At 68.4% G+C, this 22,186-nt stretch carries 16 protein-coding genes and 1 pseudogene; 5 read left to right on the top strand and 12 right to left on the bottom strand.

Features of this window, described 5'->3' with window-relative positions; all coding sequences use genetic code 11:
* On the top strand, positions 1 to 3,075 hold the full coding sequence (locus AC1RNC_RS12370; protein WP_492886625.1) for an efflux RND transporter permease subunit: 3,075 nt from the start codon (positions 1 to 3) through the stop codon (positions 3,073 to 3,075).
* Positions 3,076 to 3,129: 54 nt separating this feature from the next.
* Here AC1RNC_RS12370 and AC1RNC_RS12375 read toward each other — a convergent pair whose 3' ends face one another.
* On the bottom strand, positions 3,130 to 3,693 hold the full coding sequence (locus tag AC1RNC_RS12375) for a TetR/AcrR family transcriptional regulator (RefSeq protein WP_492886626.1): 564 nt from the start codon (positions 3,691 to 3,693) through the stop codon (positions 3,130 to 3,132).
* A gap of 118 nt (positions 3,694 to 3,811) precedes the next feature.
* On the opposite strand from AC1RNC_RS12375, the gene AC1RNC_RS12380 reads away from it, so the two are divergent.
* The 3 genes from AC1RNC_RS12380 (at position 3,812) to AC1RNC_RS12390 (ending at position 7,449) form a co-directional block, all read left to right on the top strand.
* Positions 3,812 to 4,453: a glutathione S-transferase family protein gene (locus AC1RNC_RS12380; protein WP_492886628.1), complete on the top strand. Its 642-nt coding sequence runs from the start codon at positions 3,812 to 3,814 to the stop codon at positions 4,451 to 4,453.
* 88 nt (positions 4,454 to 4,541) lie between these two features.
* Positions 4,542 to 6,173 carry a phytoene desaturase family protein gene (locus AC1RNC_RS12385; protein ID WP_492886630.1) on the top strand — a complete coding sequence of 544 codons (1,632 nt, stop codon included), beginning with the start codon at positions 4,542 to 4,544 and terminating at the stop codon, positions 6,171 to 6,173.
* A gap of 133 nt (positions 6,174 to 6,306) precedes the next feature.
* Entirely contained in the window at positions 6,307 to 7,449 is a 1,143-nt protein-coding gene (locus AC1RNC_RS12390) for an aromatic ring-hydroxylating oxygenase subunit alpha (RefSeq protein ID WP_492886632.1), read from the top strand.
* A 48-nt stretch (positions 7,450 to 7,497) separates the two neighbouring features.
* Here the strand turns inward: AC1RNC_RS12390 and AC1RNC_RS12395 are convergent.
* Positions 7,498 to 7,611, bottom strand: a pseudogene (locus AC1RNC_RS12395) (hypothetical protein); the annotation flags it as partial.
* On the opposite strand from AC1RNC_RS12395, the gene AC1RNC_RS12400 reads away from it, so the two are divergent.
* Positions 7,583 to 8,179: a TetR/AcrR family transcriptional regulator gene (locus tag AC1RNC_RS12400; RefSeq protein WP_492886634.1), complete on the top strand. Its 597-nt coding sequence runs from the start codon at positions 7,583 to 7,585 to the stop codon at positions 8,177 to 8,179. The pseudogene AC1RNC_RS12395 and the gene AC1RNC_RS12400 overlap by 29 nt on opposite strands.
* On the opposite strand, the gene AC1RNC_RS12405 is transcribed toward AC1RNC_RS12400, so the two are convergent.
* The 10 genes from AC1RNC_RS12405 to AC1RNC_RS12450 all read right to left on the bottom strand — a co-directional run bounded on the left by AC1RNC_RS12405 (position 8,176) and on the right by AC1RNC_RS12450 (position 22,165).
* Positions 8,176 to 8,415 (bottom strand): hypothetical protein, encoded by a 240-nt coding sequence (locus tag AC1RNC_RS12405; protein WP_492886636.1) that lies wholly within the window; start codon positions 8,413 to 8,415, stop codon positions 8,176 to 8,178. The two genes, AC1RNC_RS12400 and AC1RNC_RS12405, sit on opposite strands and share 4 nt — an antisense overlap.
* Before the next feature lie 138 nt (positions 8,416 to 8,553).
* On the bottom strand, positions 8,554 to 9,858 hold the full coding sequence (locus AC1RNC_RS12410; protein WP_492886638.1) for a Xaa-Pro dipeptidase: 1,305 nt from the start codon (positions 9,856 to 9,858) through the stop codon (positions 8,554 to 8,556).
* Positions 9,855 to 11,138: an APC family permease gene (locus AC1RNC_RS12415; protein WP_492887214.1), complete on the bottom strand. Its 1,284-nt coding sequence runs from the start codon at positions 11,136 to 11,138 to the stop codon at positions 9,855 to 9,857. The genes AC1RNC_RS12410 and AC1RNC_RS12415 overlap by 4 nt, the downstream gene beginning before the upstream one ends.
* Before the next feature lie 153 nt (positions 11,139 to 11,291).
* Entirely contained in the window at positions 11,292 to 13,664 is a 2,373-nt protein-coding gene (locus AC1RNC_RS12420; RefSeq protein WP_492886640.1) for a TonB-dependent receptor, read from the bottom strand.
* A gap of 142 nt (positions 13,665 to 13,806) precedes the next feature.
* On the bottom strand, positions 13,807 to 15,828 hold the full coding sequence (locus AC1RNC_RS12425; RefSeq protein ID WP_492886642.1) for a tetratricopeptide repeat-containing sulfotransferase family protein: 2,022 nt from the start codon (positions 15,826 to 15,828) through the stop codon (positions 13,807 to 13,809).
* A 176-nt stretch (positions 15,829 to 16,004) separates the two neighbouring features.
* Positions 16,005 to 17,255 carry an NAD(P)/FAD-dependent oxidoreductase gene (locus tag AC1RNC_RS12430; RefSeq protein ID WP_492886644.1) on the bottom strand — a complete coding sequence of 417 codons (1,251 nt, stop codon included), beginning with the start codon at positions 17,253 to 17,255 and terminating at the stop codon, positions 16,005 to 16,007.
* A gap of 36 nt (positions 17,256 to 17,291) precedes the next feature.
* Positions 17,292 to 18,692, bottom strand: coding sequence for a glutamine synthetase family protein (locus AC1RNC_RS12435; protein ID WP_492835866.1), 1,401 nt, complete (start codon positions 18,690 to 18,692; stop codon positions 17,292 to 17,294).
* Entirely contained in the window at positions 18,689 to 20,092 is a 1,404-nt protein-coding gene (locus AC1RNC_RS12440) for an aspartate aminotransferase family protein (protein ID WP_492886646.1), read from the bottom strand. Before AC1RNC_RS12440 ends, AC1RNC_RS12435 begins: the two co-directional genes overlap by 4 nt.
* 16 nt (positions 20,093 to 20,108) lie before the next feature.
* Complete coding sequence (locus AC1RNC_RS12445) at positions 20,109 to 20,861, bottom strand: gamma-glutamyl-gamma-aminobutyrate hydrolase family protein (protein ID WP_492886647.1); 753 nt, start codon at positions 20,859 to 20,861, stop codon at positions 20,109 to 20,111.
* A gap of 158 nt (positions 20,862 to 21,019) precedes the next feature.
* Entirely contained in the window at positions 21,020 to 22,165 is a 1,146-nt protein-coding gene (locus tag AC1RNC_RS12450; RefSeq protein ID WP_492886649.1) for an ABC transporter ATP-binding protein, read from the bottom strand.
* Positions 22,166 to 22,186: the final 21 nt, after the last annotated feature.

Here is a 22,186-nt window from a genome sequence, read left to right on the forward strand (position 1 = left end):
GTGAAGTTCGATCTCGCGACCTTCGCCGTCCGTCGCTGGCAGTTCACCCTGGTCGCCTTCGGCCTGCTGATCATGCTGGGGATCAACGCCTTCAACAACGTGCCGCGCTCGGAAGACCCGCACTTCCCGACGCCGATCGTCATCGTCCGCGCGGTCCTGCCCGGCGCCGAGCCTTCGGAGATCGAGCAGCTGATCGTCGACCCGATCGAGGACGCCGTCGACGGCCTCGACGACATCGACAAGGTCGAGTCGACCGCCGTGGACGGCTCGGCCATCATCCGCGTCCACTTCACCTGGGACGTCGACACCGAGCGCAAGTTCGACCAGGTGGTGCGCGAGGTGAACGCCATCCGCGGAAACCTGCCGGCCGGCGTGCAGCGGCTGGAGATCGAGCGGATCCGCACCACCGAGGTGTCGATCGTCCAGGTCGCCCTGACCTCCGACATCCTGCCGATGCGCCGCCTGGAGAAGACCGCCGACCGCCTGCGCGAGCGGCTGGACCGCGTGCCGGGCGTGCGCGAGGCCAAGTACTGGGGCGCGCCGCCTTCGGAGGTGCAGGTGACCCTGGATCTCGCCCGCCTGTCGGCGCTGAAGCTGCCGCCCACCGCCGTCGTCGACGCCCTGAAAGCGGCCGGCGCCGAGGCGCCGATCGGCGCGGTCCAGGCGGGGGAGCGCCGCTTCAACGTCAAGTCCGGCGGGGCCTTCCATGAGCTGGCGACGATCGGCGACACGCCGGTCCGCTCGCTGGGCGGCCAGGTGACCCGCGTGCGCGATGTCGCCCAGGTGGCCTGGGCCCAGGCCGAGCCGACGCATCTGACCCGCTTCAATGGCAAGCGCGCCGTCTTCCTGACCGTCAACCAGAAGGACGGCCAGGACGTCGCCAAGATCACCAAGGGCGTGCAGCGGGTGCTGGACGACTACGAAAAGACCCTGCCCGCCGGGGTGAAGATGGAGCGCGGCTTCGTCCAGGCCGAGAACGTCAAGCACCGGCTGAACAACCTGTTCCGCGACTTCGGCATCGCCCTGTGCCTGGTGCTGATCACCCTGCTGCCGCTGGGTCCGCGCGCCGGCCTGGTGGTGATGGTGTCGATCCCACTTTCCCTGCTGATCGGCCTGACCATGCTGCAGGCGCTGGGCTTCACCCTGAACCAGCTGTCGATCGCCGGCTTCGTGCTGGCGCTCGGCCTGCTGGTCGACGACAGCATCGTCATCACCGAGAACATCGCCCGCCGTGTGCGCGAGGGCGAGGACCGGGTCGACGCGGCGATCAACGGCACCCGCCAGATCAGCCTGGCGGTGCTGGGCTGCACGGCGACGCTGATGCTGGCCTTCCTGCCGCTGATGGCTCTGCCTGCGGGCTCGGGGGCCTATATCAAGTCGCTGCCGGTGACGGTGCTGTGCACGATCGCCGCCTCGCTCTTCGTGTCGATGACCATCATCCCGTTCCTGGCCAGCCGCCTGCTGGACAAGCACTCCGATCCCGAGGGCAACGCCCTGCTGCGGGCGGTCAACAACGGCATTCACCGCTTCTATCGGCCGGTGCTGCACCGCGCCCTGGCCCGGCCGTGGGTCGCCATGGCCGTCCTGCTGGCCATCTGCCTGACCACCTTCCCGCTGGTGAAGCTGGTCGGCTCGTCGCTGTTCCCGGCCGCCGAGACGCCGCAGTTCCTGATCCGCATCGAGACGCCCGACGGGACGTCCCTGGCCCGCACAGACCAGGTGCTGCGCTATGTCGAGCAGCGTGTGCGGGCCGAGCCGGACGTCATCTGGGAAGCGGCCAACCTCGGCCGCGGCAACCCGCAGATCTTCTACAACAAGAGCCAGCGCGAGAGCGCCACGACCTTCGCCGAGGTGTTCGTCAGCCTCAAGCGCTGGGAGCCGGGCCGCAGCGAGCAGGTGCTGGACCGCCTGCGCCAGCAGTTCGCCGACTATCCCGGCGCGCGGATCAGCGTGCAGACCTTCGAGAACGGCCCGCCGATCGACGCGCCCGTCGCCATCCGACTGACCGGGCAGAACCTCGACGTGCTGAAGGCCCTGGCCGCCCGCGCCGAGGCGATCCTGAAGGCCACGCCCGGAACCCGCGACGTCACCAACCCCGTCCGCCTGGACCGCACCGACCTCGACCTCGGCGTCGACGAGGCCAAGGCCGCCGCCCTGGGCGTCCAGGCCGGCGCCACGCGGCGCATCGCCCGCCTGGCCCTGTCCGGCGAGGAGACCGCCCGCTTCCGCGATCCGGACGGCGACGACTACGCGGTCAAGGTGCGACTGCCCATGGCCCAGGCCGACGGCGCGGCGCGCAATCCGCTCTCGGCCCTGAAGGGCGTCTATGTCCCGACCGCCGACGGCCTGGCCGCGCCGTTGGACGCCATCGCCACCCCGCGCCTCAAATCCAGCCCCTCGCGCATCGACCGCTTCGACCGCGAGCGGACCGTGACCGTCAGCGCCTGGGTTCGCACCGGCTTCCTGGCCTCGGGCGTCACGCAGGACGCCCTGGCGCGGCTGAACAAGGAGCTGCCGCTGCCGCCGGGCTACCGCCTGTCGCTGGGCGGCGAGGCCGAGGCCGCGTCGGAAAGCTTCGCCGGCCTGGGCGCGGCGGTGCTGGTGGCGGTGTTCGGGATCCTGGCCGTGCTCGTTCTGGAGTTCCAGAAGTTCAAGACCGCCCTGGTGGTGGCCGGCATCATCCCGTTCGGGGTGTTCGGCGCGGTGCTGGCCCTGGCCCTGACCGGCTATTCCCTGTCGTTCACCGCCACGATCGGCGTGATCGCCCTGATCGGCATCGAGATCAAGAACTCGATCCTGCTGGTCGACTTCACCGAACAGCTGCGCCGCGAGGGCATGAACCTGCACGACGCCATCGAGAAGGCCGGCGAGGTGCGCTTCCTGCCGGTGCTGCTGACCTCGGTGACGGCGATCGGCGGGCTGCTGCCGCTGGCCCTGGAACGCTCGGGCCTCTACTCGCCGCTGGCCATCGCGATCATTGGGGGACTGATCACCAGCACCCTGCTCAGCCGCGTGGCGACGCCGGTGATGTACTGGCTGACGGCGCGGGGGAAGGCGGAGGCTTCAGCTCACTAATTCCTGCAATTCCGGACAAGCGCTGCGCGCTTTCCGGGATGACAAGACGAGGTGTTAGGGCGTCAGCCCCGCCGCGCTGTAGGCCGCCAGGGTCTGGTCGAACACGCTGATATCCCCGCGCCCCCGCGCGACCAGCTGCGCGCCCTCGATCGCCGCGAAGATCGCCAGCGCGCGGTGACGCAGCGCCGCCTCGTCCAGCTCCGGATGTCGCGGCCCCAGCAGCTTCACCAGCCAGTCGACATTGGCCTGGCTGAACGCGTCGACCGCCAGGCGCACCGCGTCCGGCAGGTCGCCATATTCGGCGGCCATGACGCCATAGAGGCACATGCGGTTGTCGTTGCGCAGCGCGGCGCGGAACACCGCCACATAGCGCTGGAAGGTCTCTTCGATCGGCCGCCCCTCGGCGATCAGCTGGTCGAAATAGCCCATCGCATTGTCGGTGTAGCGCCGCGCCAGGGCCGCGCCCAGGTCGCCCTTGGTCGGGAAATAGTAGTGGATGCTGGCGCTCTTGATGCCGACGTCCTTGGCCAGCTCCCGGAAGCTCAGGGCGTTGTAGCCCTTGGCCTGCACGGTCGCCTGGGCGGCCGCCAGGATGGTCTCGCGGGTGTCGGTGCTCATCGTCGCTCGGATCGTCTCAAACTTACCTACCAGTAGATAGACGTTGACAGCCGCCAGCGGAAGCCCCTATGCCGGCCCCGCAATCTACCTATCGATAGATAGACAAATGGAGGTGACCATGAAGATCCACGACATCCCCGGCTTCCCGAACCCGCTGCGCGTCCGCATCGCCCTGGGCGAGAAGGGCCTGACCGACCAGGTCCAATTCGTGAAGGTCGACCTGCCCGGCGGCGAGCACAAGGAAGCCGCCTTCCTGGCCAAGAACCCCTCCGGAACCGTGCCGGTGCTGGAACTGGACGACGGCCTCTACATCTCGGAATGCACGGCCATCACCGAGTATCTCGACAATCTCGACGGCAAGCCGGTGCTGACCGGCGCGACCCCGCGCGACAAGGCCATGATCCACATGATGCAGAAGCGCGCCGAGGTCGAACTGATCGACGCGGTCGCCGACTACTTCCACTACGCCACCCCGGGCCTTGGCGCGGCGATCGAGGACGGCAAGAAGCCCACCTGGACCGGCCGCGACGCCTTCGGCCGCCGCCAGGGCGAGCGGGCCGTGGCCGGCATGCGCTATTTCGACGGCGTGTTGCGCGACCGTCCCTATGTGGCCGGCGACCAGTTCTCGATGGCCGACATCACCGTGCTGGAGGGCCTGGTCTTCGCCGGCTTCGCGAAGATCGACGTGCCGGAGGACTGCACGGCGCTGACCGCCTGGCGTCAACGCGTGCAGGAACGGCCCAGCGTCAAGGCGGCCTGACGATATGGCGGTCGCGCCCTCGGCGCGACCGCTTGCCTATTGTACGATCGTATAGCAACCTCTCCACCTACTCTGGGGGAGAGACACCATGGCCGAAACCACCACCCGCGACGCCGTGATCATCGGCGGCGGTCACAACGGTCTGGTCTGCGCCTTCTACCTGGCCAAGGCCGGGCTGAAGGTCACGGTCTGCGAGGCGCGCGGCGTGGTCGGCGGGGCGGCGGTGACCGAGGAGTTCCACCCCGGCTTCCGCAACTCCGTGGCCAGCTACACGGTCAGCCTGCTGAACCCGCGGGTGATCGCCGACATGGGCCTGCACGACTACGGCCTGACCTTCCTGGAACGGCCGATCTCCAACTTCCTGCCGATCAGCGACGAGCGCTATCTGAAGCTGGGCGGCGGGCTGGAGCGCACTCAGGAAGCGTTCCGCAAGTTCAGCTATCGCGACGCCGAGGTGCTGCCGGCCTACTACGCCATGCTGGACGAGATCGGCGACGTGCTGCGCGACTTCGCCCAGGAAACGCCGCCGAACCTGGGCGACGGCCTGCCGGGCGCGCTGCGGGCCCTGCGCCAGGGCGGCCGCCTGGCCATGCTTTCCCGGCAGAGGAAGCGCGACCTCTTGGACCTGTTCACCAAGAGCGCCCGCGACGTGCTGGACGGCTGGTTCGAGAGCGACGCGGTCAAGGCCGCCTTCGGCTTCGACGCCGTGGTCGGCAATTTCGCCAGCCCGGACTCGCCGGGATCGGCCTACGTCCTGCTGCACCACACCTTCGGCGAGGTGAATGGCAAGAAGGGCGCCTGGGGCCACGCGGTCGGCGGCATGGGCTCCATCACCCAGGCGATGGCCAAGGCCTGCGAGGCGGCGGGCGTCGAGATCCTGCTGAACGCGCCGGTCGAGGGCGTCCATGTCGATGGCGCTAAAGCAGTCGGCGTGCAACTGGTCGACGGCCGCCAGGTGATGGCCCCGATCGTCAGCGCCAACGTCAATCCGGCCCTACTGTACAAAAAGCTGGTCCCGCCCTCGGCCCTGACCGCCGACTTCCGCAAGACGGTCGACGGCTACAAGAACGGCTCGGGCACCTTCCGGATGAACGTGGCGCTGTCGGAGCTGCCCAGCTTCATCTGCCTGCCCGGCAAGGACGCCGCCGAGCACCACCAGTCGGGCATCGTGATCGCCCCCAGCCTGGACTACATGGACGCCGCCTATCGCGACGCGAAAGGGGACGGGATCAGCAAGGCTCCGATCGTCGAGATGCTGATCCCCTCGACCATCGACACCTCGCTGGCCCCTCCGGGCCAGCACGTGGCCAGCCTGTTCTGCCAGCAGTTCGCCCCCACCCTGCCGAACGGCCGCTCGTGGGACGACGAGCGCGAGGCCGCCGCCGACCTGATCGTCGACACGGTCGAGCGCTGGGCGCCGGGCTTCAAGGCCTCGGTGCTGGGCCGCACGATCCTGTCGCCGCTGGACCTGGAGCGGAAGTTCGGCCTGATCGGCGGCGACATCATGCACGGCCACATGTCGCTGGATCAGCTGTGGGCCACGCGCCCCTTCCTGGGCCACGCCAGCCACCGCGCGCCGATCGGAGGGCTCTACATGTGCGGGGCCGGCACGCATCCGGGCGGCGGGGTGTCGGGCAATCCGGGGCGGAACGCGGCGCGGGAGATCCTGAGGGACAAGGACTTCGTCACGGCCCTGAAGCTGTCGGTGGTGGGGCGGTGATGCCTAAAAACCCGATCTTCCCGGCGAACGCCGGGACCCAGATACATCCCGAGCCTAGGCCTTATCTGGCGCCTCACAGCCTTACGATCTGGGCCCCGGCATTCGCCGGGGAAATCGGAGAAGGAGGCGCCCGATGACCGCCATCTCCAACGAAGACCCCCAGGCCGACTGGGGCCTGCCCGGCTGGATCTACGGCTCCGAGCGCTTCTTTCGCGAGGAGCAGGACAAGATCTTCCGGCCGTCGTGGCAGATCGTCTGTCACCTGAACGACATCCCCAAGGCCGGCGACTTCCACACCTTCGACTTCGTCGGCGAGAGCCTGGTGGTGGTGCGCGGCAAGGACGGGGGCGCGCGGGCCTTCGCCAATGTCTGCCGCCACCGGGGCGCGCGGCTGCTGGACGGCCCGGTCGGTCGCTGTGGCGGGCGGATCGTCTGCCCCTACCACGCCTGGACCTACGACCTGGAAGGCCGGCTGATCGGCGTGCCGATGCGCGACGACTATCCGGCGCTGGACATGGCCAAGGAGGGGCTCGCCACGATCGAGACGGAGATCTGGCGCGGCTTCGTCTTCGTGCGGATCGAGGGGGAAGGGCCGTCGGTGGCGACGATGATGGCCCCCTACGAGGACGAGGTCGCCCACTACCGCTTCGAGGAGCTGCAGCCGTTCGGCCGGGTCACCCTGCGGCCGCGCGCGGTCAACTGGAAGAACATCAGCGACAACTATTCGGACGGGCTGCACATCCCCGTCGCCCACCCGGGCCTGACGCGGCTGTTCGGCAAGGGCTACGGCGTCGAGGCCCACACCTTCGTCGACAAGATGTGGGGCCAGCTGATCGACGAGCCGTCGGAAAGCCCGTCCGAGCGGCTCTATCAGGACCTGCTGCCCGACGTTCCGCACCTGCCCGGCGACCGCAAGCGGCTGTGGACCTATTTCAAGCTGTGGCCGAACTTCGCCTTCGACATCTATCCGGACCAGGTGGACTTCATGCAGTTCATCCCGATCTCGGCCACGGAGACCATGATCCGCGAGATCGCCTACGCCCTGCCCGACGACCGGCGCGAGATGAAGGCGGCGCGCTATCTGAACTGGCGCATCAACCGGCAGGTCAACGCCGAAGACACCGAGCTGGTGGCGCGCGTGCAGCAGGGCATGGCCTCGCGGACCTTCACGGCGGGACCGCTGGCGACCAGCGAGGTCAGCTTGCGCAGCTTTGGCCGCAAGATGCGGGCCCTGATCCCGGAGGCTCGGATGGCCAGGCCGCCGGAGGGGTGGTGAGCCCTAAGGCCGCTCAAACGCCTGTCATCCCAGAAGCGCGTAGCGCTGTCCGGGACCCAGGGGCCGGCGCGGTGCGGTCGCCCCTGGGTCCCGGTTCTCCGCTTCGCCGCGGCCGGGATGACAAGCTTTGGGGATGGGGAAGGTGACCCGCGCCGCCTTCACCCGCGAGACCGCCGACGTCCGCCGTCAGGCGCTCGTGGCCGCCGCCGAGACCGTGCTGGCGCGCGAAGGCGTCGAAGGAACCTCCGTCCGCGCGATCTGCGCCGAGGCGGGCGTCTCGCCGGGCCTGTTGCGCCACTATTTCGAGGGGGTCGACGACCTGATCGCGGCGGCCTACGAGGCTGTCGGCCAGCGGATCGATGCGGCGCTGGACGCGGCGCTGGAGGCCGCCGGCCCGACATCTCGCCAGCGGCTGCTGGCCTATCTGGGCGCCAGCTTCGCGCCGCCGGTGCTGGATCCGCGACTGCTGGCCGCCTGGATCGGGTTCTGGAGCCTGGTTAAGACCAAGCCGCGCATCGCCGCGATCCACGCGGCGTCCTACGCGGACTTCCGGGCGCGACTGGAAGGGCTGTTGAGCGAGGCGGACGTCGCCGACACCCGCCTGGCCGCCATCGCCCTGACGGCGACCGTCGATGGCCTGTGGCTGGAGCTGTGCCTGGACCCGGCGACCTTCAGCCCGCAAGAGGCGCGCGCGATCGTGACGCGCGCGCTGGAGAGCTGGCTGGCTTAAGCCGCAGCCGCCTGGTGCGCCGCGCGGTTGCGGCCCCACGAGGGCGTGCGGACTTCCGGCGCGTCGACGTGAACCTGGGCCTTGCGGCCCTGTTCGCGCATGTGGCGGGCCAGCAGCTGGGCCAGGGCCTCGGCTTCGTGTTGCGAGGAATAGCAGCCAATCAGTTCGGCCGAGTCGTTCCAGGTCACATGCCACACACCGGCGACCGGGCGGACGTAGTAGTGGTTCTCGGTCATGGAGACCTCCTTGGACGTACTCAACGTGTACTAACCACGTCGACATGACAGTTGTTTCGCTCTCGCACAATCAAATTGCGCTGCGATGCACAATGCATGGTCCGGGCCAAGGTCCGCTGTGCCGAATTTCACAGCGGGCTAGGGGGCGTCCTTTACGACCGCCCCGCCCTTCATGACCTTGGGAATCCGGGTCAGGATCCCGATGTCCGCCAGCGGATCGCCCGACACCGCGATCAGGTCGGCGTAGCAGCCGGCCGCGTCGCAGCCGACCTTGCCGGTCTTGCCCATCAGCTCGGCCGCCACGGTCGTGGCCGACTGGATCGCCTGCATCGGCGTCATGCCGTACTTGACCATGTAGGGCAGCTGGCGGGCGTTGAGACCGTGCGGATAGACGCCGGAGTCGGTGCCGTAGGCGATCTTGACCCCCGCCTTGACCGCCTTGCGGAAGCCCTCGCGCTGGGCCTCGGTGGTCTCGTAATTCTTGCGCAGGGTCTCGGCCGGCCAGCCGTGGGCCTTGCCGTATTCGTCGATCCAGTCGCCGTCATAGATGTCGGCGACCAGGAACACGCCCTTGGCCTTCATCATGGCGATGGCCTCGTCGTCCATCAGCGAGCCGTGCTCGATCGAGCGGACGCCGGCCCGCATGGCGACCTTCATGCCCTCGGCCCCGTGGGCGTGGGCGGTGGCGTAGGTCCCGCGCCGGGCGGCCTCCTCGACGGCGGCGCGGATCTCGTCTTCCGACAGCTCCAGCTGGCCCGGCTCGGTGCCGACGGTCAGCACCGCCCCGGTGGCGATCAGCTTCAGGAAGTCGGCGTGATGCGCCAGGATATTGGCCGCCTTGCGGTGTGTGTCGGCGGCGTCCTCGACCACCCCGCCCCGCATCTCGGCCGGGATGCCGACGTCGGCGGCGATGCCGGTCACCTCACCGCCCCCGCCGGGCGCGGTGATATAGGCCCCGGCCACCGACATGCGCGGGCCGGGCACGAGACCGTTGTTGATGGCGTCGCGCAGGGCCACGTCGCCGAACGCCCGCCAAGTGCCGACGTCGCGGACGCTGGTGAAGCCCGCCATCAGGGTCTTGCGGGCGTGATCGGCGGCGATGAACGACTGGTAGGCGGCCGTGGTCAGCAGCGGCTCGGCGATGTTCTCGGTCTGCTCCTGGTCGACCAGGTGGGTGTGCATGTCGATCAGGCCGGGCAGGACGGTCAGCTTTGACCAGTCGGTCACGGGGCCATCCTTCGGCGCGGTCGTCCAGGCCGTGACGGCGGTGATCTTGCCGTCCTCGACGCGGATCAGCCGGTCGGTCAGCACCTTGCCCGACTGCGGGTCGATCAGACGCCCGGCGCGGACATACGACGCCTCGCCGGCCGATGCGGCGGTGGCCACGAGCCCGGCCAGCAGGGCCGCGGCGGTCAGGTAGGCGATCCTGGGGCGGGCGATCATCGGGCGGCCTCGCGAGCCAGGCGCGCGCGGCGCATCAGCAGATAGACCGGCGCGCCGGCCGCCAGCAGCACCAGCCCCCAGAAGGTCACCGACCAGCCCGCGCCGTAGAAGGTCCAGGCCGAGTAGACCGCCGCCAAGGCGGCGATGGCGGCGAAGGCCGGCGAGACGGGCATCCGCTTCTCGCGCCCCAGCTTCAGCACCGCCAGCGAGCAGAAGAGATAGGCGAACAGGCTCGACGCCGTGGCCAGCAGGGCCATGAAGGTGAAGGTGTCGGCCATGGACTTGGCGTAGTTCATCACCACCAGGATCGTCACCAGCACGCTGGACATCAGGTGGGCGCGAACCGGCGTGCCGTTGGCCGTGGTCTTGCCCATCCAGGCGGGGAAGACGCCCTCGCGAGCCATGGCCGCCGGCAATTCCCCCTGCAGCAGCACCCAGCCGTTCAGGGCGCCCAGGGCGCTGATCGCGGCGAAGGCGGCCAGGGCCAGGCGAAAGTCGCCGCCGCCGTGATAGGCCATGAAGTCGACCAGCGGGGCGTTCGAGCCCTGCAACACCGAAACCGGCGTCAGCAGCAGCACGCCCGACGAGACGAGCAGATAGATCAGGCCGGTGAAGGCCGTGCCGAACAGGGTCGAGCGCGGGATATTGCGCTCGGGCTGGTCAACCTGCTCGGCGGGAATGGTGGCCGACTCCACGCCCAGCAACGCCCACAGGGTCAGGGCCGCGGCGGCGGTGACGCTGCCGCCCGACAGGGCCGAGGGCTCGAAGGGCGCGATCGCCGCGGGTCCCTTGCGCAGCAGGATGAGGCCGGCCAGGCTGGCCACGGCGACCAGCGGCGCCAACTTGAGGATCGTGGTCACCAGCTGGGTCCAGCCGGCCGTGCGGGCCCCGGCGCAGTTGATCGCCGTGGCGATCCACACCATCGCGACCGTGACCAGGGCCGCCAGACCTGGGGTCTTGGCCAGGTCCGGAACGAAGACGCTCATATAGCTGACGGCGGCGATGGCCAGGGCCGCGTTGGAGACCCAGACCGAGATCCAGTACGACCAGGCGACCATGAAGCCGGCGGGTCTGCCGAACGCCTCCTCGGTATAGGCGAACGGGCCGCCGGCGCGGGGAAAGGCCCGGGCCAGCCGTGCGAAGACCAGCGCCAGGCACAACGCCCCGCCGATGGTGATCAACCAGGCGATGACGGCGTTCCAGCCATAGGGCGCCAGCGAGGCCGGCAGCATGAAGACGCCCGAGCCGATCATGTTGCCCACGACCAACGCCGTGCACATCCACAGGCCCAGGGGTCTTGGATCCGAGGTCTTCACTCTAAACTCACTCCCTAACCCGCTCGGCTATTCTGTCGTTATTCCCGCCCTTGTGGCGGGAACGACGGGGGAAGGGGAATGATCGAGACTCCCCTTCCCCTAGACCTTGAACGGATCCTAGAACGTCTTGCCCAGCTTGACCCCGATGGTGCGGGGCTGGTTCGGGACGATGTAGTACTGGGTTCCGCAGACGCTTTCGGCGCACTCGGCGTAGCGGTTCAGGCTGGCCCGCTTGTCGAAGGCGTTCTTCAGATAGACCGAGATCGACAGGCCATCCTTGTCGACGCCGGCCGAGAAGTCGGCGGTCGTGTAGCCCTTCTGCCGGCCGATGATGGCGCGCTCCTTCAAGCGCAGGTCGGTCCAGTTGCCGGACTGGCCGACGACGGCGCCCTGGGCGAAGGCGTCCCAGTCGGCGAGGCTGAACTCGTAGCGCGCCGTCAGGTTGGCCTTGTACTTCGGCGTCACCGGCAAGACCGTGCCGTCCGGCGCCTGCGGCGAGGCGCAGGTGGTGATCGGATTGCCCGAGGCGTCGGTGAAGCCGCAGTAGTTGGCCGTCAGCTTGGCGTCGGTATAGGCGCCCGAGGCGTTGATCGTCAGGCCGTGGACCGGGACCCAGGTGATGTCGCTTTCCACGCCCTTGATGCGGGCCTGGTTGGCGTTCTTGATCTCGGTCAGGCCGTTGGCGCCCAGGATCGAGAACTGGAAGTTCTTCCAGTCCTCCATGAACACCGCGCCGTTCCAGCGGAAGCTGTTGTTCAGCCAGGTGGTCTTCCAGCCCGCCTCGTAGTTCTCCAGATAGTCGGCGCGGTAGGGCGGCAGGGTCGAGCGGCGGTTGATGCCGCCCGGCCGGAAGCCCTTGGAATAGGTGGCGTAGACCAGTTTCGAACTGTCGAGCTTGTAGGTCAGCGTGACCTTCGGCGAGTTGCCGCTCTCCTTGGTGCCCTTGTCCAGGTTGATGCAAGGCGCGTCGTCGACCTTGACCGTCGAGGCGAAGCAGGCCCGCTCCCCGGTCGAGCCATAGCCGGCCCCATAGCCGAAGAAGCCGGCCAAGGTGTTGTTCGACTTGAAGAACCGGATACCGGCGGTCAGCATCAGCTTTTCGGTGATGTCATACTCGGCCTGGCCGAACACGGCCTTGTCCCGATCGATCCGTTGCTGCGCCGTCAGCCAGATGGTGCCCGTATGTCCCGGCGCCGACAGCGTGCTGCCCAGGCCGTCGATCTTGTAGTTCTGGAAGATGTGGTGCTTCTGCTTCTGGTAGAAGCCGCCGACCACGAACCGCAGCTTCTGGTCCTGCGGCGAGGCGATGCGGATCTCGTGGCTTTCCTTGCGGTACCGGTCCTTGCCCTGGATGTACTGCGAGGGGTTCACGAGATTGCCGGCGTTGTCGGTCCAGGCGAAGCCCGAGCCCAACTGGTCGTAGAAGTACGAGTAGTCGGTATAGTCCGAGTTGGTGACGTCGTTACGCTTCAGGTACGAGCCGGCGTAGGTGACGTCGAGATTGGCGATCCGCCCCTCGATGGTCATGGCCGCCTGGACCCACTTGTCCTTGCTGCTTTCCGGGTAGAAGTGCGCGACCTTGAGGTCCCCGACCTTGGGGTCGAAGGCGAACAGGCCGCCCACCTTCTGCACCTGGCCCATGACCGTGGGCGTGATCACCCAGTTGTCGTCGACCTCGATGCGCAGGGCCGCGCGGCCGCCCTGGGTGTAGACGGAATTATAGTTGTCCCTGACCCGGGACTTGTTGTTGATCGTCACGTCATTGGTCGGATCGGCATCGCCGCGCGTATAGGTGCGCGAGCCCGCCACGTTGTCGATATAGCCCGCGTCGCGGACGTCCCAGCCGACCACCCGCACGGCCATCTTGTCCGACAGCGGGACGTTGACGAAGCCTTCGACCGTGTGGCCCGTGCCGCCGTGGTCGACCTTGTTGGCCTCGACGTCGACGCCGGCCGAGAAGCCGCTGGTCGTCGGCTTGTTGGTGATGATCCGCAGCGTGCCGGCCTGGGAACTCGCGCCATACAGCGTGCCTTGCGGACCGGCCAGGGCCTCGACCCGGGCGATGTCGTAGACGTGGATGTCCAGCGCGCCCTGGATGGTGGTGACTGGCTGTTCGTCCAGATAGACGCCGACGCTGGGCAGCGAGCCGGAGTGGTTGCCGTCCCCGCCGCTGGCCACGCCGCGCATATAGACCTGGCCGAACCCTGGGCCCGAGGTCGTGAACGACACGCTAGGCAGGTACTTCACATAGTCGACGAAGGCCGCGACCTGCAGTTGCTCCAGCTTCTCGCCGCCCATCGCCTGAATGCTGACGGGCACATCCTGCAGGTTTTCCGATCGCTTCTGCGCGGTGACGACCACTTCTTCCAGAGCGGTCGATGATTGCGGCGCCTGCGCTTGAGCGTAGGCGATGGTGGTGAACATTGTAGATGCGAACAAGGCGGCGGAACACATGCCGACCTTCTTCAAACGAACCGATCCCGACGACATTTAGTCGCTCCCCTTGGCGGCTTTGATCGAACGAGGTTCGACCTGCCTCAAGCGTCCGGCAAGATTGGAAATTTCAGTTTGATGTCAATTCCTTGAAGTGTTGCAGAAATGGCAGGCGCGGGGGAGGACGCCGGGCGGATGGTCAAATAACGGGCGCGTCCGGATAGGCGTCGAGGACCGGTCCCAATGCCTGCTTCAGCGGGTCGAGGTGTGATTCGAATTTTTGCCAGTGCTCGACCGCGTCCTTGAAGATCGGGCGGCGGACCTGCTCTGAACTGGCGGTGCGGACGGCGCGGTCGTTCTTGTGCGGCGACAGGCAGGCTTCCTCGAACGGCAGGCCGCAATGGTCCAGCAGAGCGCGGATCTCGCGCTCCGGATCCTCGATCATGTGTTCGTAGATCACCCGGTGGACGCGGCCGGGCAGCACCGCGTCGAAGTGGGCCATCAGCTCCACGTAGTCGACATAGTAGCGGCCGATGTCGGTCAGGTCGTAGCTGAACGCCTGCCCCCGGGCGAAGTGCTGCTTGAAGCCCGAAAAGCAGCAGCCCAGCGGATGTCGGCGGGCGTCGATGATCTTCGCGTTCGGCAGGATCAGGTGGATGAAGCCCGCGTGCGCGAAGTTGTTGGGCATCTTGTCGATGAAGAACGGCCGGTCGGTCTTGCGCTGGACGCGGGTGCGCTCGATGAACTCCTCGCCCAGCGCGCGGAGCTCATCCGGCGACAATTCGGCCAGCACCTCGGGATAGCTGGACTCGGCCCGGTTGGCGGTCTTGCCGCCCAGTCGCCTCGCCATGACGATCAGGTCGGGCAACTCCATGGTGCCCTCGACCATCGAGTGGCTGGCCAGGATCTGTTCGATCAGGGTCGAGCCGGCGCGCGGCAGGCCGACGATGAAGATCGGATCGGGGGCCTGGGCGCCCTGCCCCGCCCGCGCCGCCAGGAATCCGGGCGTGAACACCGCCTTGGCCCGCGCCGTCTCGGCGGCGTTCTCTTGCGCGTCGTAGTTCAGCTGATTCCGGCGGATCGCCGCCCCGGCCGCGTAGTGTTCGAACGCCACGTCCCAGGCCTGCGCGTCCTCATGCGCCTTGCCCAAGGCGTAGCGCAGGTGCAGGCGGTCGTCGTCGGACAGGCCCGGCGCGTCGAGGGCGGCGGTCATGGCCGCGACATCGGCCGCGTCGAACTTCACCGTCTTCAGGTTCGCGAGACTCCACCAGGCCTCGCCCAGGGTCGGCGCCTGGGCCAGGGCCTTGCGGTAGGCGGCGATGGCGTCGGCCTGGCGGCCCACGGTCTTCAGCGCGTGGCCATAGCTCATCCAGCCCTTGGGCTGGTTGGGGTATTCGGCCAGCATCCGCTCGCAGACGGCGATGGCCTGGTCGTACTCGCCCAGCCGCGCCAGGATCGCCGCCCGCAGGTTGGCGTAGCCGGGATGGCGCGGATCCTTGTCGGTCAGGCGCTGGATCTCGCTCAGGGCCTCCAGGTTCTTGTTCTGGCGATAGAGCATGGTCGCCAGATTGTGGCGCGCGGCGGCGAAGTTGGGGGCCAGCTCCAGGCAGCGGGTCAGCAGGCCCTCGGCGTCGGCGTAGCGGCCCAGGCGCGCGCCGGTCTCGGCCAGCATGCGGATGGCGGCGACGTCGCCGGCGTCTTCCTTCAGCCGCTCGCGCAGCAGTCGCTCGGCCTCGCCCAGACGATTGTCGGATAGCGCCGTCGCCGCCTCGACCAGGATAGGATCGCGGGTCGAGGCGCGCAGCTGCCGCGCCAGGGCCTTCTCGGCGCCGACTTCGTCGCCCAGCAGCGCCAGGTTCTCGGAAAGCCCGCGCCAGGCCTCCGAAAGGCGCGGCTCAAGCGCGCTGGCGCGATCGAAGGCGCGTACGGCCTCGGCGGTGCGGCCCAGTTGCTCCAGACTCAGCGCCAGTTCCAGTTGGGCCAGGGGCAGGTTCGGCAGGGCTTCGGCCAGCGGCCCGACCGTCGCGGCGGCGGCCTCGGGATCCCCCGACAGCCGCAAGGCGGCGGCCAGCACGCGGGTGGTGTCGGCGTGGCGCGGCACGACCTCCAGGATCGCCCGCGCCTGTTCGGCCGCCAGGCGCGGATCGACCTCCAGCAGACGCTCGGCGTGTTCGAGCGCCGCGGCGAGACTCATGGCGGGCTGGGCGGTCGTGGACTCCATGCGGCGAGGAGAGCGGAGCGCCGGGGAGCGTGTCAATCGGAGCGTCGCCAAATCCTCCCCCTGAAGGGGGAGGTGTCGGCTCGAAGAGACGACGGAGGGGGAAGAGGTCGGCGGGGAAGCACTTCCCCCTCCGGCCGCTTCGCGACCACCTCCCCCCTCAGGGGGAGGAAGGCGCGCTACAGCCGATCCCGCAACGCGTACCAGCTCAGCCCCGCAACGGTCAGCGGCCAGCGCAGCAGGCGCCCGCCCGGGAACGGCGGGGTGGGGAGGCGCGAGAGCAGGTCGACGCCCTCCGTCTCGCCGAAGGCCGCCTCGGCCAGCAGCTTGCCGATATACGGCGCCAGCATCACCCCCTGCCCGGAATAGCCGGAGGCCACGCGGACGCCCGGCGCGATCTCGCCGACGAAGGGCATCCGGCTCATGGTGATGCCCAGGGTCCCGCCCCAGGCGTGGGTGATCGGGACGTCGGCCAGCCGCGGATAGACCTTGGCGAGGTTCTTGCGGACCATGCCTGCGATGTCGCTCGGAAACCCCGGCCGGTAGTTCTCGCCGCCGCCGAACAGCAGCCGGCCGTCGGGCGTCTTGCGGAAGTAGTTCACGACGAACCGGCTGTCCGACACCGCCGCGTTGGAGCGGATGATCGTCTCGGCCAGGCCGCCCAGCGGCGCGGTGACGGCGATGAAGTTGTTGATCGGCATGACCCGCGCGCCCGCCTTGCCGGCCATGGCGTTCAGCAGGCCGTCGCCGCTGAGGATCAGCTGATCGCAGGTGACCCGGCCCGTCGCGGTCTCGACGACGATCTTGCCGCCCGCTCGCGTCCAGCTTTCGGCGCGGGTGTTCTCGTGGATCAACGCGCCCGCCGCGATCGCTCGCCGCGCCATGCCCAGGGTCAGCTTGAGCGGATGCACATGGCCGCCGCCGCGATCGATCAGGCCGCCGTGATAGACGTCGGTCCCCAGCTCGCTGGCGAGGCCGGCCTCGTCGATCGGCGCCAGCTGGTCGTAGCCATAGCGGTCGGCCATCAGGGCGATGTAGTCGGCGTCCTCGCCCTCGCCGTTCGGCTTGTGGCGCGCGTGGATCATCCCTGGCCGCCAGTCGCACGGAATAGCGTCGGTCAGGGTCTTGAAGTGCGCGCGCGCGTCTTCGGCCAGCCGCCACAGGGCCCGGGCGTCATCGCGGCCGACGGTCTTCTCGAGCCAGACCTGATCGCGCCGCTGGCCGGTATGGACTTGGCCGCCGTTGCGTCCGCTCGCCGCGCAGCCGACCCGGCCAGCTTCCAGCACCACGACCTTGGCTCGGGCCGCCAGGGCCAGGGCCGCGCCCAGACCGGTGAAGCCTGCGCCGACCATGCAGACGTCGGCCTGGGTGTCACCGTCGAGCGGCGGCAGGTCGGGACGGTCGGGGACCGTGGCCTCATACCAGTTCATCCCCTTCCCCCCTGATGAGGGAAGGGCTTCGAGGGGCTACACATTCAGCAGCAGGAACTCCCGCTCCCACGGGCTGATCGTGCGCATGAAGGTCTCGTATTCGGCCTGCTTCACGCGGTCATAGGCCTGGCAGAAGATCGGCCCCAGGATCTCGACCAGCGGCTCGCACTGCTCGAACAGCTTGAGCGACTCCGACAGGCTGCGCGGCAGCTGCACGCCCGCCACGCTGGCGTCGGTCGCGACCGGATCGCTCGGCTTCAGCCCCTGGGTCATGCCCAGATAGCCCGCCGCCAGCGAGGCCGCGATGGCCAGGTACGGATTGGCGTCCGACGAGGGAATCCGGTTCTCCAACCGGCGGTTCTCCGGCCCTGACGGCGGGACCCGCAGGCCGCAGGTGCGGTTGTCGTAACCCCACTGGGTGTTGACCGGCGCGCCCGAGTCCTTGGCGATCCGACGATACGAATTCACGTACGGCGCCAGTATGGCCATGATCGCCGGCAGATAGGTCTGCTGCCCCGCGATGAAGCCATGGAACAGCGCCGTCTCCTCGCCCGACTTGCGGTGCGAGAACAGGTTCTGGCCGTCCTTGTCGACGATCGACTGGTGGATGTGCATGGCGCTGCCCGGCTCGCTGGCCATCGGCTTGGCCATGAAGGTGGCGTAGATCTCGTGCTCCAGCGCCACCTCACGGATGGTGCGCTTGAACATGAACACCTGGTCGGCCAGCTCCAGCGGATTACCGTGACGGAGGTTGATCTCCATCTGGGCCACGCCGCTTTCGTGGATCAGGGTGTCGATCTCCAGGCCCTGGCGTTCGGAGTACTCGTACATGTCCTCGAACAGCGCATCGAACTCGTTCACGGCGCTGATCGAATAGCCCTGCCGCCCGGTCTCGGGCCGGCCCGAGCGGCCGATCGGAGGCTTGAGCGGATAGTCCGGGTCGGTGTTCTTGTCGACGAGATAGAACTCGATCTCCGGCGCCACGATCGGCACCCAGCCCTGCTCGGCATAGAGGGCCAGCACCCGCCGCAGCACCTGGCGCGGCGCCTCCTCGACGGGGCGGCCGTCGGGGTGGAAGGCGTCGTGGATCACCTGGGCCGTCGGGTCCTGGGCCCACGGCACGGCGGCCAGGGTCGCGAAGTCCGGGGTCAGGAAGATGTCGGTGTCTGACTGCACCGCGCTGACCGCCCCCTCGAACTCGGGGAAGTCGCCGGTGATGGTCTGGTAGAACACCGCCAGCGGCAGGTTCATCGAGGGCGTGCCGAGGAACTTGCGCACCGGCATGATCTTGCCGCGCGCCACGCCGGCCAGATCGGGCACCACGCACTCGATCTCCTCGATGCTCTGCCGCGCGAACCAGGCCTGGGCCTCTTCCAGCGACGAGACCCCCCGATTGAGCGTGGTCTCGCGCTTGGCCTTGTTGTGTTTCGGCTTCATGACACCGCCTCCGGCTTGAGCGCCCGCAGCACGGGCTCGGCTTCGGTCAGAGACTGGCGGATGATCGCGACAAGTTTGTCGATCTCGGCGTGGGTGATGATCAGCGGCGGGCAGCAGACGATGCTGTCGCGGATGGCGCGGACCATCAGGCCGTTCTTGATGCAGAGGTCGCGCACGATCGGACCGGCCTCGCCCTCCTTGTCGAGGAAACGATGGTTGGTCCCCTTCTCGCGGACGATCTCGACGGCGCCGATCAGGCCCAGCGAGCGGGTCTCGCCCACCAGCGGATGGTCGTTGAGGGTCGCCAGGGCCTTGGCCAGATAGGGGCCGGTGTCCTCGCGCGTGCGCTCGACCAGGCCCTCCCGCTCCAGGATCTCGATGTTCTTCAGCGCCACGGCCGCGCAGGTCGGGTGGCCCGAATAGGTAAAGCCGTGGATGAAGTCGCCGCCCTTTTCGCGCAACTCGGCGACGATGTGATCGGCCACGCCGACGGCCGAGATCGGCAGGTAGCCGGACGACAGGCCCTTGGCCATGGCGATCAGGTCCGGCTTGATCCCGTAGTGCTGGTGGCCGAACCACTGGCCCAGCCGCCCGAAGCCGCAGATCACCTCGTCGCAGACCAGGAGGATCCCGTACTTGCGGCACAGCGCCTCGACCGCCGGCCAGTAGCCGTCCGGCGGGATGATCACCCCGCCCGCGCCCTGCACCGGCTCGCCGATGAAGGCCGCGACGTTCTCGGGGCCGACCTCGAGGATCTTGTCCTCGATGGCCTTGACGGCGCGGTCGCGGAAGGCGGCCGGATCCTCGCCGAAGCCGTCGCCGAACGGATAGGGCTGCATCACGTGGTGGACGCCGGGGATCGGCAGGTCGCCCTGCACATGCATGTGCTTCATGCCGCCCAGCGACACCCCGGCCACGGTCGAGCCGTGATAGGCGTTCCAGCGGCTGATGAAGGCGGTGCGCTGCGGCTGACCCTTGAGCTTCCAATAGTGGCGTACCAGGCGGAAGACCGTGTCGTTGGCCTCCGAGCCCGACGAGTTGAAGAACACGTGGGTCAGATGGCCGCCCATCTTCTCGGCGATCTTGGCCGCCAGCTTCACGGTCGGCGGCGTCGTCGTCTTGAAGAAGGTGTTGTAGTACGGCAGCTCCAGCATCTGCTCGTAGGCGGCTTCCGCCAGCTCGGTGCGGCCGTAGCCGACATTGACGCACCACAGGCCGGCCATGCCGTCCAGAATGCGGTGGCCGTCACCGTCCTGGATGTAGACCCCGTCGGCGCGGGTGACGACACGGCTGCCGCCCAGCTCGAACAGGACCTTGTGATCAGCCTGGGCCGGCAGGTGGTGGGCGAGGTCGAGACGCTTGAGCTCGGCGACGTCGTGGTTGCGGATGGGGACGGTCATCTTGAAGCTCCTGGCCTTACACGACGAGCGGCGCGCCTCTGAGGGCGCGTCCGAAGATTTCGAAAAAGATCCGCGACTGCCGGTTCTGCGCCGGCTTCCATTCGGGGTGCCACTGGACGGCCAGCACCGGCGCGCCGTTGACGGTGGCGGAGAAGGCTTCGACGACGCCATCGGGCGCGCGCGCCTCGACGGTCAGCCCCTCGCCCAACCGGTCGACACCCTGATAGTGCACCGAGTTGACGACAGCCTCTTCCACGCCGAAAGCGCGGGCCAGGACGCCGCCCGGCGTCAGCTCCACGGCGTGGGTGTGGTCGAACATGCCGTTGAAATCGACGTCGTCCAGCGCGTGGTGGGCGATCAGGTCGGCATTGGCGGCCATGTCCCGTCGCAGCGTCCCGCCGAACGCGACATTGATCTCCTGGAAGCCGCGGCAGATCCCGAACACCGGCTTGCGGAGGTCCAGCATGGCCTTGATCAGGTCGGCGGTCATGCCATCGCGCGCGGCGTCGAACGGACCTGGCGCGTCACCGATCTCCTCGCCGTAGAGCGCCGGGTCGAGATTGGAGGGGCTGCCTGTCAGCATCAGCCCGTCCAGCCGCCCGGCGACCTCGGCCGCCCGCATCCTTCCCGGCAGGGAAGGGACCAGCAGCGCCGCGACGTCGCCATGGGCCATGGTCGCCTCGACATAGCGGCTCATCACCGCCTGGGCCGACTCCACCCCGACGGTGCGCGTGCAGCAGATGATTCCAGCGACGGGGCGGGTGGTCATCCTAGACCTCCGATTTCCCCGGCGAACGCCGGGGCCCAGATCGAGGGCGCCAAGGTCCGATGGGCTGGCGCATTCCAGAGGCGCGACGTCGGTCGACGCTCTGGGTGAATCTGGGTCCCGGCGTTCGCCGGGAAGGTCGGGTTATGGCTAAGCATGGGTCACGACAACAACACCGCCGGCGAGCAGGCGTGCCAGCATAGCCACACCGTCTCGCCCAGCTTGAAGTCCTCCTGGTCCCAGCGGGTCAGGTTCGAGCGCTGGACCTTGATCCGACGCCCGCCCTCGATCTCCACCTCATAGGTCGAGGAGCCGCCCAGATAGGCCTCGTGCCTGATCACGCCCGCGATGGCGTTGGTCCCCTTCGGGCAGTCGCCGAGGTTGGGGGGCTCGTCGCCGTCCTTCTTGTGCAGCTCGATCTTCTCGGGACGGATCGCCGCCCAGACCGTGCCGCCGCGGGCGCCGGTGACGCCGTGGTCGAGGAAGATGTCGACCGGCAGGTCCGGCGAGCGGATCACCGCGTGGCTGGGCTCGTCGACGGCCAGCACGCCCTCGAACAGGTTCACGCTGCCGATGAAGTCGGCCACGAAGCGGCTGTTGGGAAACTCGTAGAGATCGCTGGGCGTGGCGACCTGCTGCAGCACGCCCCGGCTCATCACCGCGCAACGCGACGCCAGGGCCAGGGCCTCGTCCTGGTCGTGGGTGACCATGATGAAGGTGATCCCGACCTTCTCCTGCAGGGTGCAGAGTTCGGTGCGCATCTGCTCGCGCAGCTTGGCGTCCAGAGCCGACAGCGGCTCGTCCAGCAGCAAGACGCGCGGCCGCTTGACCAGGGCCCGGGCCAGGGCCACGCGCTGGCGCTGGCCGCCGGACAGCTGGTCGGGCTTGCGGTCGCCGTAACCGCCCAGCTGCACCAGTTCCAGCGCCTCCTCGACGCGCCGCTCGCGCTCGGCCTTGCCCACCTTGTCGACCACCAGGCCGTAGGCGACGTTGTCGGCCACGCTCATGTGCGGGAACACGGCGTAGGACTGGAACACCATGTTCACCGGCCGCTTGTTGGGCGGCACCTTGGAGATGTCCTGGCCGTCGATCAGGATCCGGCCCTCGGTGGGCGTTTCGAAGCCGGCCAGCATCCGCAGGAGGGTGGTCTTGCCGCAACCCGACGGGCCGAGCAGCGCGAAGAACTCGCCCTCGGTCACGGTCAGGGAAACGTTGTCGACCGCCGCGAGCTTGCCGAAGCGCTTGGTGACGTTCTCGAAGGTGATGATGGGTTTCGGTTGGCTCACTGGGCTTGTCCCCCGACACACAGAACCCCGACTTCCCCGGCG

This window comes from Caulobacter sp. GW822-FHT01G02 (assembly GCF_058802865.1).

Excerpts from the sequence above, each read along its gene's own strand:
- AC1RNC_RS12375 (WP_492886626.1), bottom strand. The coding sequence starts at position 3,693 with ATGAGCACCGACACCCGCGAGACCATCCTGGCGGCCGCCCAGGCGACC.
- AC1RNC_RS12380 (WP_492886628.1), top strand. The coding sequence starts at position 3,812 with ATGAAGATCCACGACATCCCCGGCTTCCCGAACCCGCTGCGCGTCCGC.
- AC1RNC_RS12385 (WP_492886630.1), top strand. The coding sequence starts at position 4,542 with ATGGCCGAAACCACCACCCGCGACGCCGTGATCATCGGCGGCGGTCAC.
- AC1RNC_RS12390 (WP_492886632.1), top strand. The coding sequence starts at position 6,307 with ATGACCGCCATCTCCAACGAAGACCCCCAGGCCGACTGGGGCCTGCCC.
- AC1RNC_RS12400 (WP_492886634.1), top strand. The coding sequence starts at position 7,583 with ATGGGGAAGGTGACCCGCGCCGCCTTCACCCGCGAGACCGCCGACGTC.
- AC1RNC_RS12405 (WP_492886636.1), bottom strand. The coding sequence starts at position 8,415 with ATGACCGAGAACCACTACTACGTCCGCCCGGTCGCCGGTGTGTGGCAT.
- AC1RNC_RS12410 (WP_492886638.1), bottom strand. The coding sequence starts at position 9,858 with ATGATCGCCCGCCCCAGGATCGCCTACCTGACCGCCGCGGCCCTGCTG.
- AC1RNC_RS12415 (WP_492887214.1), bottom strand. The coding sequence starts at position 11,138 with ATGTGCACGGCGTTGGTCGTGGGCAACATGATCGGCTCGGGCGTCTTC.
- AC1RNC_RS12420 (WP_492886640.1), bottom strand. The coding sequence starts at position 13,664 with ATGTCGTCGGGATCGGTTCGTTTGAAGAAGGTCGGCATGTGTTCCGCC.
- AC1RNC_RS12425 (WP_492886642.1), bottom strand. The coding sequence starts at position 15,828 with ATGGAGTCCACGACCGCCCAGCCCGCCATGAGTCTCGCCGCGGCGCTC.
- AC1RNC_RS12430 (WP_492886644.1), bottom strand. The coding sequence starts at position 17,255 with ATGAACTGGTATGAGGCCACGGTCCCCGACCGTCCCGACCTGCCGCCG.
- AC1RNC_RS12435 (WP_492835866.1), bottom strand. The coding sequence starts at position 18,692 with ATGAAGCCGAAACACAACAAGGCCAAGCGCGAGACCACGCTCAATCGG.
- AC1RNC_RS12440 (WP_492886646.1), bottom strand. The coding sequence starts at position 20,092 with ATGACCGTCCCCATCCGCAACCACGACGTCGCCGAGCTCAAGCGTCTC.
- AC1RNC_RS12445 (WP_492886647.1), bottom strand. The coding sequence starts at position 20,861 with ATGACCACCCGCCCCGTCGCTGGAATCATCTGCTGCACGCGCACCGTC.